At 68.2% G+C, this 14,710-nt stretch carries 7 protein-coding genes; 4 read left to right on the plus strand and 3 right to left on the minus strand.

What is annotated here, in order from left to right:
* The first annotated feature begins 31 nt into the window (after window positions 1–31).
* A complete protein-coding gene (locus tag ACN268_RS11375) occupies window positions 32–4,399 on the plus strand; it encodes a LamG-like jellyroll fold domain-containing protein (RefSeq protein ID WP_421483159.1) in 4,368 nt (1,455 codons plus the stop codon).
* Window positions 4,400–4,528: 129 nt separating this feature from the next.
* On the opposite strand, the gene ACN268_RS11380 is transcribed toward ACN268_RS11375, so the two are convergent.
* Window positions 4,529–4,969: a hypothetical protein gene (locus ACN268_RS11380; RefSeq protein ID WP_421483160.1), complete on the minus strand. Its 441-nt coding sequence runs from the start codon at window positions 4,967–4,969 to the stop codon at window positions 4,529–4,531.
* A 201-nt stretch (window positions 4,970–5,170) separates the two neighbouring features.
* Complete coding sequence (locus ACN268_RS11385; protein WP_421483162.1) at window positions 5,171–7,270, minus strand: N-6 DNA methylase; 2,100 nt, start codon at window positions 7,268–7,270, stop codon at window positions 5,171–5,173.
* Window positions 7,271–7,365: 95 nt separating this feature from the next.
* Between ACN268_RS11385 and ACN268_RS11390 the strand changes: the two genes are divergently transcribed.
* Window positions 7,366–7,536, plus strand: a complete 171-nt coding sequence (locus tag ACN268_RS11390) for a hypothetical protein (RefSeq protein WP_421483163.1) — start codon at window positions 7,366–7,368, stop codon at window positions 7,534–7,536.
* 683 nt (window positions 7,537–8,219) lie between these two features.
* Here the strand turns inward: ACN268_RS11390 and ACN268_RS11395 are convergent.
* Window positions 8,220–9,479 (minus strand): protein kinase domain-containing protein, encoded by a 1,260-nt coding sequence (locus ACN268_RS11395; protein ID WP_421483164.1) that lies wholly within the window; start codon window positions 9,477–9,479, stop codon window positions 8,220–8,222.
* Window positions 9,480–9,757: 278 nt separating this feature from the next.
* On the opposite strand from ACN268_RS11395, the gene ACN268_RS11400 reads away from it, so the two are divergent.
* Together ACN268_RS11400 and cas3 are read left to right on the plus strand one after the other, a co-directional pair.
* Entirely contained in the window at window positions 9,758–11,866 is a 2,109-nt protein-coding gene (locus ACN268_RS11400; RefSeq protein ID WP_421483165.1) for a UvrD-helicase domain-containing protein, read from the plus strand.
* Window positions 11,863–14,694: a CRISPR-associated helicase Cas3' gene (gene cas3, locus ACN268_RS11405; protein WP_421483166.1), complete on the plus strand. Its 2,832-nt coding sequence runs from the start codon at window positions 11,863–11,865 to the stop codon at window positions 14,692–14,694. Before ACN268_RS11400 ends, cas3 begins: the two co-directional genes overlap by 4 nt.
* The last annotated feature ends 16 nt before the right edge of the window (window positions 14,695–14,710 follow it).

The raw sequence follows: 14,710 nt of genomic DNA on the forward strand, positions 1-14,710 counted from the left end.
ACGCCTGGTCCCGTCCACAGTGACGGTATGCATGGTCATTGCATCTGCCGCGACCTGGTGCGGCCCGGCCGCTGGCTCACCATCCAGGGAAGCAGCCCCTGAGCAGGCCGTCGCCGCACCCATCGGCGTCGCTCAGGCGGTCGTCGAGGCACGACGCACCGGATCCCCGGTCGAGGCGACCGCTGCCGGGACGTCGACGACGGTGGTGACGGCCCGTCCCGATGGGCAGATCCAGCTCACCGAGCATGTGAAGCCGACGCGCACCCGGATCGACGGGCAGTGGAAGTCGTTGAACCCGAACCTCGTGCGAGACGACGACGGCAGGATCACGGCAGCGGTCACCACGAACGAGGTCCGCCTCTCCCCCGGAGGAAACCAGACCCTGGCCGAGATGGTCTCCGGCGACCGGGCGCTCACCCTCGGCGCACCAGCACCCCTGCCACCTCCGACACTCTCCGGTGCCACGGCCACATATCGGCAGGTGCTCCCCGACGTGGACCTGGTCGTCACCGTCAATACCGAGGGGTCCTTCTCACATGTCTTCGTGGTCAACACCCCGGAAGCCGCCACCAACTCTCGACTTGCCAACTTGACGCTCACCACCGAAAGCACCGGGTTCACTCTCAGCGCCGACGCGGCCGGCAACATCGCCGGTCGAGATCGCTCCGGCAGCGCGGTCATCACCGCCGCCGCACCGGTCATGTGGGATTCCACCGAGGGGAACGCAGCCGGCCCGTCGGCTGACCGCCGCACCACGGCCTCCTCACCGGCAGCCCCAGGCCGCCATGCCCGCACCGCCCCCATCAAGGTGAAGATCAAGCCGGGGCAACTCGTCCTCAATCCGGACCGCGCCCTGCTGTCCAGCCCGAAGACCGTCTACCCGGTGTACATCGACCCCACCTTCAACTGGACTCCGACCGGGTCAAGCAAGGGGGGCTGGGCCACCATCTCGGCTCAACACCAGTCGACCAACTACTGGAAGGACACGCCCGACCCGTACAAGCGGATGCAGGTGGGCAACTCCGGAGTGCAGCGTTCCAACACGCTCATCAACTTCTCAATCCCCTACAGCACGCTGACGGGTGCCACGATCAACTCAGCACTTTTCAAGATCACCAACACCCTCTCATGGAGTTGCACCGCGAAACGCGTGGACGTCTTTGCTCCCTCCACTGTCCTCAGCTCCGGCAACGCGAAGTGGGACTTCTGGGAGTCCCAGAGCAGCGGCCCATTGGCCGCCAACAAAAGCTTCGCCTACGGATACAGCGGATGCGCCGCCAGCGGCGTCTCATTCGACATCACCGGCCAGATCGCGAGTGACGTAACGGCCAAGAGGAGCACGCGAACCCTGTGGTTGAAGGCGTACAACGAGGCCAGCGACACCCAGAGCTGGAAGGAATTCCTGGACACCAGCCCCACGCTGGAGATCCTCTACAACCACAAACCGAACACGCCCACAGGCCTCAGCACCTCACCGACCACCTCGTGCACCGCAGCCACACCCACCGTCGTCGGTGATTCCGCGGTGTCCCTGTATGCGCCCGTCTCCGATCGCAACGGCGGAGTGCTCGGCGTCACCTTCAAGGTCACCCGAACCAGCGACGCTGCCAACGTCGCCAGTTCCAATCCGAGCACACTCACCTACCCGTCAGGCAGCACCGCTGTGCTGGTGATTCCGCAGAGCACACTCCGGACCTACTCGGGCTACACGGGGCCAGGCACAGGAACCGCGACGAGCTTCTCTTGGCGGGTTCAGGCCACCGACTTCGGCGCAGCCGGAGACTGGTCGGTGACCTGTAAGTTCATCTTTGACCCCACGCGTGCGGGCAAACCCGAGGTGCAACTGACCTCAGCAGAGCCGACCATCGTCGGCCAGACTGCGACCTTCGGCATCACCCCGCCAAGCGGTGGTACCGCGCCATCCAGCTACAGCTACCAACTCAACAGCGCACCACCCGTGGTGATCCCCGCATCGACCGGAACGACTTCGATCACGCTCAAGCCCACCCGGTTCACCAACACCCTCGTCGTGACGAGCATCTCGGCCGGAGGCAACATCGGCGACACGGCGGTGAGGGTCTTCAACTCCGATCCCGCCGCAACCGCCAACGACGCCGACATGACCGGAGACGGCAAGGCAGACCTGATCACCGTGGGCTCGGCCAACAACCTGCCAGCAGGTCTCTGGCTTGCCGAAAACAGCGGCTCCCTCAGCATCAACCCCAACATCGTCAACATTGGCACCCAGGGAATCGGCGTCGCCACCACCAGCACATCCTCCGACTTCGATGGCAGCCAGGTGATCACCGGCCACTTCTTCGACACCGGCCTACAGGACGTGCTGGTCTACCGTCCCACGAGCGGCGACGCCATCCTCCTGCACGCCAACGGTGACGGATCGACCATCGATTCGCGGGGCGGCGATCAGCAGATCACCATTCCCCCAGAAGCACTCGTCGACGAAGCCGGCACCTCCCCGATCCAGGTCGCCAACGCCGGAGACGGTCGACAGACCGGATCACTCGTTCCCGACCTCATCGGCACTAGCGGTGACACCACAGGCGGCCACTACCTCACCTACTACCCCACCGGCGCACCAGGCGGTTACCAGCAGGCCACCCGCACCACAGCCCTGACCCCCACCGGCGGTACCGACTGGAACAACTGGACAATTGCCACCGCCCAAACCAACACCGGCACCGCCATGTTCCTGTGGAACCGCTCCACCGGTGCCCTGCACCTGTGGACCGACCTCACCTTCGACCTCGACACCGCCCAGCTGACCTATACCAGCCGCACACTGGCCACCGCCGACTGGAACAAGGCCACCGCACTGGTCCTGCGAGCCGCCGACATCAACGGCGACGGCAACCCAGACCTATGGACCACGGGGGCAAGCGCCGCAGTCACCGCCTGGCTGGTACGCGCGAACTCCAGCCCCACACCTGTGGAGGCCCAGCCGACCCAGAATCTGATCACCTCACAACACACCTGGCTGTTCGACGAAGGCACCGACGGTGCGGTGCCCAGCGCCGTCGACTCTTCCGGTGGCAAGTCCCTCACCGCCACCACCACGGGAGCGTTGTGGCGTAGCGGAGACATGTTCAGTCCCAGCCTGATGCTCAACATGGACTCCGCGACCGCCACGCCGAACACCGCGTTACAGGGCGAACTGTTCCGCAACGAACCACTGATCGACACCACCAAGTCGTTCAGCCTTTCCGTCTGGGTGAAGCCCACCACCGCCGGCGGCGTCATCGTCTCCGAGGACGGAGCAAACGCCTCACGCTTCATCCTCTGGAACAACACGAGCGACAACACCTGGCGCTTCGGCCTGGGCAACGCCGACAGCGGCTGGTCCTACACCCAGGTCGTCACTCCGGCCGGGACCGCACTCGGCGTCTGGACACACCTGGTCGCCACGTACAACGCCGAAACCCGCACCATCTCGCTCTATGTCAACGGCGTTCTCAAGGGCAGCACCGCGGTCACAGCGAATCCGACCTGGCCGAGCACCGGCAAGTTCGTCGTCGGCCGGTACAAGTACCAAGCCGCCCCGACCGCCTACTACGCCGGCAAGATCAGCAACCTACAGGTGTGGAAGCGGGCACTGACCCCGACTCAGGCGGGCGCGAGCAACACCACCAAGACCGGTTCCCTCACGCCGTTCGGATCGACGACCTGGACACCGCCCGGAACCGGCACCGTCGAGACGGAAACCTATGCCGTCGATACCGCCGGCAGCCTCTGGAAGTACCGCAAGCAGGGAACTCAACTGACCGATCCTCGCCTCATGTCCGCTGGCTGGGACCAGTTCACCCCGTTCGGGATCGCCGACTTCAACCACGACGGCTACCAGGACCTCATAGCCCGCGACGACACCACCTGCAACCTTCAGGTATTCCTCGGAACCGCAAACGATATCAACCCCCAGCCCACGTTCCTCGGCAACGGCTGGTGCAGCTTCCGCCCCTTCGGCGTGACCGACTGGAACAGGGACGGCTACCAGGACATCATCACCGCAAGCTCCACCGGCGACATGTGGAACTACCCCGGCGACCTGAAGGGCGGCCAGACCACCCGGGTACTCCTCGGCACCGGCTGGTCCACCAACTACAGCACCTTCGGCATCGCCAACGTCGTCGGCGACAGCACACCCGACGTATACGCCCGCCTGACCAGCACCGGCATCCTCAACCTGTACGACTTCCCACCCAACAACGTCAGCCAGGTCGGCACCGGCTGGGGCAACTTCACCTCATTCGGCCTCACCGACTTCAACAGTGACGGCAAACCTGATGTCATCGCCCGCGACAACTCCACCGGCACCGTGTACCTCTACCCGGGCACCGCCAACGGACTGCTGAGCGCAAGAACCACCATCGCCACTGGCTGGTAGCGACCTGGATGACCTGGGCGGCACCACCTGCCCTGCCCCAGTCGGCAACCCGACTCCGTCCGTGGATCATTCAACAGTTGGGCGTCGCTGCGACCATGCATCTGGCCGCAGCGACGCCCAACTCCACGGCTATCCCTTGACGGTGACCTGGTGATTTTCACAGGCAGCGATCAATCTGGGGACCGCAGCAGCCAGCTCGAACTGCCGCAACTTCGTTGTCTCCGGCGCATCGCGCGGATCCTGCGCCCGCTGCACCCGCTGAACCATGCCCACCGCGAAGACCCCCGCAGACTTTAGATCCTCATGAGCGGAACGCTGAAACAACTCCCCCACCCGCCGCACCTCATCATCGGGCACGATCTCACCCTGCGCGGCACGCACCACGAATCCCGCCGAACGACACGCGGTCACCCCGGGATCCTCGTCCTTCCGGTCGACGATCTGCCAGTACGTCACTGCACCACCACCCAGAACAAGCAGAACGAGGAACACCACCAACACGCCGACCCACCGGCCTCGCCGCCCCGGCACCTCGACGACGGAATCAGCCACGGAGTGGTCGTCAGTCACACGAACGTCCTTTCTGCACTCTCAACGACAAGGGCGGTAAATTACCACCTTGCCTGGGCCAACTCCTCGACCAAGCCGAAGCCGCAACCGCTGCCGGCACCAACCTCAACGACTCCAGGAAGCTCGTCTGCTGCTCTTCGATCACCTGCGGCTACAGCCTCTACTGACAAACGCGACGCCGCGCGAACTTCACCCCTGTGGTCAAGGCGTGATGGTCAGAACCCCCGATGTGAGTGCGTCGCCGATGTCACGGGCCAGGGCGTTCCCCGCCGCGGCGACCCGACCGAGTCCGGTACGGAACTCAGCAAGCCGCTGGAAGGCCTCTCCGTACGCTCGCTGCTGCTCCAGCGGCACCACGGGGATGGCGAGTCGTCGGATGTCGATGCGCAGTGCTCCGCTGCCGCTGCTGGAGACCCGGCCGGCGACCCTGACGTTGTCGGTGCGAGAGAGGACCCCGGCCACGAACCACGGGTCGAACAGATTCTTGTCCACGCGCAGCAGTTGCACACCCGGCGCGAGTTCGGCACCGACCTGCTCCGGGGCAGCCACCTGAGCGACGATCTCGCGACCGATGACCGGGATGAGGATGTCGCCGTCCTCAACCCGCGGACCGGTGTCCTCGGTCGCGGTGTGGGTGGCCGTGCCGGTCGCTGGCCGGCCAGCCAGGACATCACTCGAGGTGAGAATGGGACGGCCGGTGCCCGCGCTGCTCGCACGACTACGGGTCACCGCCCGGTACACGGCGACGCTGCCCGCCCGGACCAGGTCGGCAACCTCGGCGTGGGACGCGGCGTGGAGGGCCACGGCTGCTGACTCCCGCACCGGCGGGAGGTTGCCGCGGACCTCGTCGATGAGCCGGCCGAAGTCCTCGATCGCAGCGAGGATGCGCGCCGGGTCGACGGCGATCTCGGCGGTCTGCGGCAGGTAGCGCTGTGGCGTCAGGTCCACTTGGTCGTTGAGCACGTCGATGGCGGCCACGGCGCGGTGTACTCCGGCCGCTTCGGAGAGGTCGCCGGACAGGTGGCTGCGCCACGCTGTGCCGATGGTTTCGGCGAGGGTGTAGTCCTTCGGCATGGCAGTGGCATCGACGACCAGCAGCCCCGGGGTGGCGGGTGCCTGTCGCGGGTCGGGCTGGTGCAGAACCCAGACGTGCAGGCCGATGCCGGTCGGTGGCATGAGGCCGACGGGCAGGGCGATGACCGCGCGCAGGGCGCCCCGGCGGACGAGTTCAGCACGGATACGCCGCCCGGCCGGACGCAGGGCGGTGGCCGGGGGCATGAGGACGACGGCGGTACCCCCGGGCGAGAGATGGGCCAGGGCGTGCTGCACCCAGGCGAGTTCGGGTTCGGTACGCGGGGGTAGGCCGAAAGTCCAGCGCGGGTCGTAGGTGAGGCGGTCGTGTCCCCAGTCGTGGATACCGAACGGGAAGTTCGCCACGACGACATCGGCCCGCAGGTCGGGCAGGGCGTCGGCGAGGAGGCTGTCGCCCACGTGCACGACCGGCGGAACCGCCTCCTGCCCGGCACGTCGGGCCCGCAGGTGCACGAACCACAGGCGCAGCAGGGTGATCAGTGCGTACTGGGGGTTGATCTCCTGGGCGTAGCAGCGCGTCACGGTGCCCCGCTGCAGTGCCTGGTCGGCTGCCATCCGCAGGATCGAGCCGGTGCCGCTGGTGAAGTCGAATGTGCGGGCACCGGAGCCGGCGAGCGCCAGCATCACCTGGGCGACGGTATCTGGGGTGCCGGCGAGGCCGGACATCGAGTGCGCCGACGTGACGTACTGGTGGTGAAGGTATTCGAAGGCGGTCTCCGCGTTCTGCTCGCGACCGAGTTCGTCGACGGTACGCAGCACGGCAGTGAGCTGCAGGGTCCACTGCTTCGGCAGCATACGGCCGACCATGTCGGCCAGCCGGGCGTCGAGGGCACCCAGGCGGGTAACGAGCTGCTTCGGGGTCAACAGATCCTCGCTGGCGGCAGGAGTCTGATCCACACCAGCGAGCAGGTAGGCGCCGGCGGTGCCGAGCGCTTCGGTCATCTGCGCCGCCGGCTGGTAGCTCTCGATGTGCCGCCAGGCCCACTGCTCGGTGGCCGCCTGGTGCAGCTTGCCGTGGCGACGCAGCCACTGCTCGGTCTCGTGTGCGTCGAAGAACGGGCTGGTCGGGGTGCCACCCACCGGCGTGGGGAAGTCGGTGTAACGCCGACGCCAGTTGCTCACCGCAGCTCTGCCGACGTTGGCCAGTCGCGCGATGCCGCTGGCGGTCAGGGTCGCCGCTCCGTGTGCCGTGTTCCGCTCCGCTGTCACACGTGAACACTAGCATGAGATCGGATGTTGTGTACTCGGTTCACAGGCGCTACTGTTTCGGCGTCTCCGTTCCATCGACCTCCGAGGAGGACTCCATGCCGCGCCGTGGACACAGCACCACCATCGGCAAGTTCGCCAAGCTCCACCGGGACCGTCGGGTCTCCGAGATCCGCATGTTCGGGGAACTGCTCCGGGCGGAGCAGCGGTCGACGGCCATTCAGGACCTGAACATGCTCGACGTACGTCAGGCCGAGATCACCCGCTGACTGATCCGCACCATCCACCACAACCGAAGGAGGACCATGAACACCCTTGCTCGCAGCCACGCCCACGTCGACCACGACGTTCCCGCCGGTCGGGTACCTGCACGACGGCGCGTTGCGGTACCGGCCCAGCGTCCGCGCCGTACCGGCGGATGCGTACGCCGCAGTACGCCTTGACCCTGCCCTGGGCGTCGCCATCGCGGCGGCGTACGTGGCAGCGCCGAGCCGGGACGAACGGGCCTACCCCTCGTACGCCAGGTTCTGCCAGGAGACCGTGCGGCAGTACCACTTCCTGATCGGCCGCGTCGAGTTCGGCGGCCTGGGCGTGGCGGTGCGATTCGTTGACGAGGACCCGTACCAGAGCGTCGAGTCCATGGTCGACGACATGCGGGAGCGCCGGCTGAAGGTGTGGGCCAGCGCGGCCAGTGGCAACGCGCACCCCTATCTCAGCGACGGCGAGAACGACATGTTCCGCGCGGTGCACGACGCGTTCGGGCATGCCGCCAGCGGCCGTGGTTTCGACCGCCACGGCGAGGAAGCCGCCTGGTGGAAACACAGCCTGATGTACTCACCGCTCGCCCGGCGCGCGCTGACCACGGAGACCCGTGGGCAGAACTGCGCGTTGATCTTCCACCACGGCAGCGGCCGGTTCCCGGAGCAGAAGGCGGTGCTGCTGCCCCGGGAGTTCAGCGACCCACGCTCGGTACGGATCGAGAGCGGGGAGACGACGCCGACTTTTCCTCCACGGCTTCGATCTCCTGACGTAGCTGCTGCACACTCGGGTGCCCGGCACCGACCAACCGGATCTGGTCACGCAGTAGGTCGTTGAGCTGACGTAGTGCCCGCCCGTGCTCACCGAGTAAGTCATGAGCACGGGCGGTGTTCAGGCGGAAGCCGAACACCGCGGGGTGGTCGTCGCCGTGGCGTTGCACATGGTGCTCGACGAGGCTCCGCCACAGGCGTGCCGCAGCCCGGAACTCGCCGGCGGCGAACAGTTGCTCCGCCTGCCGCGCCACCTGCTCCGGGTCGAGTACCGATGGTGGGACCGGACTCACGGCGCGGTGGGCGGGCTGCGGTGTCCCGCCGACGACCGCGGCGTACCCCTGCACGGCACCGACGCTGTCGGTGACCACCCCGGGCATCGCCGGCCGGTCCAGGGCCAGCGGCGCCAGCGCGGCGTACACCTCGCTGGCATCGGCCGGCCGGTCCTCGCGTCGATGGGCGAGCAGCGAGTCGACGAGGTCGCCGAGGACGGCCGGGATCTCGGGACGCAGCTCAGCCGCGCGGGGCGGCGGGTCGTCGAGCTGGTGTCGCAGTGTGGTGGTGGTCGTGTCGCCGTCGAAGGGCACCTGGGCGGTGAGGAGGTGGAACAGGGTGCCGCCCAGGCCGTACAGGTCGGTGCGGTGGTCGGCGGGCTCGCCGAGGATCTGCTCGGGGGCCATGTAGCCGACGGTGCCGAGGCTCTGGCCCGTCTCGGTGATCCGCGAGTAGCGGTCGTCGTCGCGCATGACGGCCAGGCCGAAGTCCAGCACCTTCACGGCACCTCTCGGGTCCAGCATGATGTTGCTCGGCTTGATGTCCCGGTGCACCAGGCCGATCTGTCGGGCGGCGATCAGGACGCTGCTGATCTGTGCACCGATGGCGGCGACCCAGCCGATCGGCACCGGATGCTGCTCGTCGACCAGGGTCGACAGCGTGATCCCGTCGATCTTCTCCAGGACGACGTACGGCCGGCCGTCGTGCTCGTCGAGGTCGTAGACGGCAGGCACGCCAGGGTGGTCGAGTCGGGCGGTCAGGAGTGCCTCCCGCCGGAACCGACGAATCAGCTCCACGTCGAGCTGCGCGGGTTGGACGAACTTCACGATGACGTCGCGCTCAAGTCGGGTGTCCCGCGCCACCCAGACCTCACCCATCCCGCTGCCCGGCAGGGGATAGCGGCCCAACACATACCGATTCCTGAGACGTTTCCCCGTCAGCACGGCGCTGAGCTTAGCCATGGTGACCGCCCTCGAGACCACGGGAGTGTCGGTGAACCGACAGCACTAAGATAAGCGTTGCAAACACGCTTCACAAGCTGCTTCACTGTGCGTCGGCGTCAGCGGCCCACGCGACGAGCCTTCTTCCGCGTCTCGCGCGGGTCAAGGCCGGCCGCAGCCGCCTTACCTGTACCGCGCCGGGAACTGGCGCCCTGGCGTGTCCCAGGCGATGAACGACGGAGGGACGCATGGCCGAGTTGGCCATCGATCGGGGGTTTCTTCCCGCCTATGCCCGGCTGCAACGCCGGGTGCAACGTGCCGTCGACGCGGCCATCCGGAAGTTCGCCGAACACACCCATTCCCGCCTGCACCTGGAGAAGCTCTCCGGAGCCCGGGACCCCAAGATTCACCTCATCCCCATCGACCAGGCATACCAGGGCGTGGTGTTCGCGCTCGGTGAGCAGAAGTACGTGCTCCTCGACGTCCTCCCCCACGACGACGCCATCGCCTTCGCGGTGAGCCGGCGGTTCACCGTCAACCAGGTACTCGGTGTGCTGGAGATGCGTGACCAGGCCGGCATCGAAGAGTTCGCCTCGACGACACCGTCCCGGCCACCCGCCGGTGGGCTCTTCGACGGCATCTCCAACGCCGACCTCCTCCGCCTCGGCGTGGACGCCGACCTGCTGCCCCTGCTGCGCCTCATCAGCACGGACCGGCAGCTGGAAAGCCTCGGCCGACGCCTGCCCGAGGGGCAACTGGACGTCCTCAACGGGCTGGCCAGCGGCATGGCCGTCGAGGAGGTCTGGGCGGAGGTGGCCGACCGTATCGTGTCGGGCGTCGACACCGACGACCTCGTGGCCGCAGCCCGCCGCACCCCGGAACGGATCGCCTTCGTCTCCGGTCCGGTGGAACTGGCCGCGATCCTCGCCCACCCGTTCGACGTCTGGCGCACCTTCCTGCACCCCACGCAACGCGATGTCGCCTACCGGGAGACCTACAACGGCCCCGCGCTGGTCACCGGCAGCGCCGGCACCGGCAAGACCGTCACCGGACTGCACCGCGCGGTCTTCCTCGCCCAGCGGCTGCCGCAGGACGGGTCCAAGGTGCTCCTGACCACGTTCACCCGTGCGCTCGCCGAAGCACTCGACAGACAGCTCTACCGACTCACCGACGACCCCATGGTCCGGGCTCGCATCGACGTGGTCAGCGTCGACAAGCTGGCGTACGAGATCGTCACTCGCAGCGGCCGGAAGGTGGCGGTCGCCGAGGCCGAGGTGCTGGACCAACTCTGGGACGTGGCGGCGAAGAACGGGCCGACGTACGTCAACCGCGCTGGTCGGGTCACGACCTTCAGCAGCGCGTTCCTCCGGCGGGAATGGGAGCAGGTGGTCCTGGCCCAGCGGCTGACCACGCTGCAGGCGTACCGCGACGCCCCCCGCAAGGGACGCGGCGAAGGCCTGCGGGCGGCTCAACGCGAGCAGGTATGGGCGACGATCGTCGCCGCCGAACGTGACCTGGCGAAGCGCCGCCTACGCACGCACACCCAACTCGCCGACGACGCGGCCGTGATCGCGCGTCAGTCCCCCGCGCGATACCGACATGTCGTCGTCGACGAAGGGCAGGATCTCCACCCGGCGCAGTGGCGGCTGCTCCGAGCTCTCGTCACGCCCGGACCGAACGACATGTTCCTGCTCGCCGACTCCTACCAGCGCATCTACGACAGCCAGGTGTCACTCGCCCAACTCGGCATCGAGGTGCGGGGGCGGACCCGGCGGCTCACCGTCAACTACCGCACCACCCACGAGATCCTGGATCTGTCGGTCCGGGTCCTCAACGGCGAAGCCGCCACCGGCCTGGACGATGACGGCGACAGCCTGCGCGGCTACCGGTCCATCACCCGTGGCCAGCCGCCCGTCCTGGCACCGCACGGCAGCCGGGACAACGAGTTCGAAGCGCTCATCGAACGGGTCGGAACCTGGCTGGACCAGGACGTCGAGCCCCACGCGATCGGCGTCGCCGCCCGCACCGGACAACTGGTCAAGACCATCAGCAGGACCCTGAGTGAAGCCCACATCCCCGTCGCCGACGACAAGCGGGGCATCGACGGCGTACGGGTCGCCACGATGCACCGGATGAAAGGGCTGGAGTTCCAGTGCATCGCGATCGTCGGCCTCGACGCCGGGGTGCTACCCGCCCCCCACGCGATCACCTCGGCCGCGGAGGACCCCCACGCCCACAAACAGGACCTGCAACGTGAACGCTGCCTGCTGTTCGTGGCACTGACCCGGGCCCGCGACATGCTCTACCTGTCGCACAGCGGAACGCCCAGCCCGCTGCTGCCGGCGGTCGCGCAGTGAGCACGCAGCTCGCCACCGGTGCCCCGCAGCTCGGCGAGGCGGCACGGTCCGTCTGGGGCAAGACCGACCGTAAGGGCACCTCCCTCGTCGGTTGGCTACCGCTGTGGCGACACCTGGCCGACGCCGCCGACGTCGCCGGCAGGCTGTGGGACCACTGGCTGAGCCCCGCCGTACGTCGACGCATCGCCGACGAGCTACCCGGCGGGGACCCGGACGCCCGCACGCTCGCGGTGTGGCTGGCCGGAGTACACGACATCGGCAAGGCCACACCCGCCTTCGCCTGCCAGGCCCCCCACCTGGCCGAGCAGATGCGCCACCAGGGCCTCCGCTACGACCCGGAACTGATCCGCGCCGACCGCCGGTACGCCCCGCACGCCACCGCCGGGCACATCGTGCTGGCCGACTGGCTGCAGGAGCAGGGCTGGACCGACCCGCACCCGTACGCGATCGTGGTCGGCGGCCACCACGGGATACCACCGACCGACGAGAACCTCCGCGACGTCCAGTTCCGTCCCCACCTGCTCGGCGACCGTGCCTGGCGGCAGGTGCAACAGGAACTGCTGACCTGGATGACCGACCGGGCGGGGGCCACCGAACGACTCACCGCCTGGAGCGACGCCCCACTGTCCCAACCGGTGCAGGTCGCACTCACCGGCCTCGTCATCGTCGCCGACTGGATCGCCAGCAACGAAGACTTCTTCCCCTACACCCTCGACGACGTCGGGACCGACCGGCTGACCGTCGGCTGGGAGACGCTGGGCCTCCCTACGCCATGGCTGCCGGTCGCACCACCCGCCAGCGTGGACGACCTGTTCGGCGCACGGTTCGAACTACCCGCCGGTGCCGTAGCGCGACCGGTGCAGCGGACCGTCGCCGACCAGGCCACCACCATGCCCACACCCGGCATGTTGATCGTCGAAGCAGCGATGGGCGAAGGCAAGACGGAGGCAGCGCTGGCGGCCGTGGAGATCCTGGCCCGCCGCACCGGAGCCGCCGGCTGCTACCTGGCGCTACCCACCCGGGCCACCAGCGACGCCATGTTCGGCCGCATGCTGTCCTGGCTGCTGCGCCTGCCAGACGCGCAGGTCGGCCGGGGCGAACGCGACGTACGGCTCGCCCACGGCAAGGCAGCCCTCAACCCCGAGTACGACCAGCTGCGCACCACGACGCTACCGACCGGCATCGCCCAGGACGCCGGAGGCGCCGACATCGGCGTACACGCCTGGCTGGCCGGCCCGAAGCGGACCCTGCTGTCCAGCTTCGTCGTCGGCACGATCGACCAACTACTGTTCGCGGCGCTGCGCGGCAGACACCTGGTGCTACGCCACCTCGGCCTCGCCGGCAAGGTCGTGGTCATCGACGAGGCACACGCCTACGACGTCTACATGAGTCGCTTCCTCGACCGCGCGCTGGAGTGGCTCGCCGCCTACGGGGTGCCGGTGGTGGTGCTTTCCGCGACGCTGCCGGCCCAACGGCGCGCCGACCTGATGGTGGCCTACGACCGGGGACGACTCGGACCACCACCGCGACCCACCTGGCGCGATCGCGGCAAGCCGGTCGTCGACCACTACGCGGCGGTACGCAGCGACCTGCGCTACCCGCTGGTGACCGCATCGGAAGCGGAGCGGGGCGGTACGACCCTCAGCTGCGCCGACTCCGGCCGCAGCATCGAGGTGCAGGTCAGACCCCTGGACGACGACCTACCCACCCTGGCCGGGCTGCTCCGCGACCAACTCACGACCGGCGGCTGCGCGCTCGTCGTCCGGAACACGGTCGCGCGGGTCCACGACACGGCGGCGGCACTGCGGGCGGCCCTCGGACCGGACTTCCCGGTGTCGGTGGCGCACTCCCGGTTCATGGCCGTCGACCGCGCGGCGAAGGACCGCTGGTTGCGCGACACGTTCGGACCGCCAGGCGCAGGCAACCGCCCCCACCGGCACATCGTGGTGGCCAGCCAGGTCGCAGAACAGTCCCTCGACATCGACTTCGACCTGCTCGTCACCGACCTGGCCCCGGTCGACCTGGTGCTACAGCGCATCGGCCGGCTGCACCGCCACCCCCGCCCACGCCCCGGCACGCTCACGACGCCACGCTGCTGGATCACCGGTGCCGACTGGACCTGCGAACCGCCGCAACCGGTCAGCGGCTCGCGCCGCGTCTACCAACCGGCGACCCTGCTGCGCAGCGCCGCCGTCCTCCTGCCACACCTCGACGGCGCACCACTGCGGCTCCCGGCGGACATTCCAACCCTCACCCAGGACGCCTACGGCGACGTGGCCGTCGGTCCGCAATCGTGGCAGCCCACGATGGTCGAGGCAGAGGCGAAGCAGCGCGACGACGTCGCCACGAAGGAGTTGCAGGCCGACGGCTACCGGCTGGCCGAGGTCGCCGAACACGGGGTGCCGCTCATCGGGTGGCTCACCGGCGGCGTCGGCAACGCCGACGACCACACGGCACTGGGTCACGTCCGCGACAGCGACAGCGAGTCACTCGAGGTCCTACTGCTGGTACGCACAGCGGACGGACTATCGATCCCCCCATGGATCGACGGCGGTGGGACACCGGTACCAACCGAAAGCGTTCCCCACTGGCCACTGCCCCGGCAGATCGCCCGCTGCACCCTGCCCCTGCCACTCGCCATGACCCACGCCGACGTGATCGACGAGGTCATCGCCGACCTTGAGCGACGCGTCGACATCGCCGCCTGGCAGAGCAACCAGTGGCTCGCCGGAGAACGCGTCCTCGACCTCGACACGGACGGGCGGGCCACGGTGGCCGGCTTCGACCTGCACTACTCCCCCACCGACGGGCTCCAGGTAGCCCGCTGAGCTCACTTCGAAGGCA

This window comes from Micromonospora sp. WMMD735, assembly GCF_049178995.1.
Taxonomy (GTDB): domain Bacteria; phylum Actinomycetota; class Actinomycetes; order Mycobacteriales; family Micromonosporaceae; genus Micromonospora; species Micromonospora wenchangensis.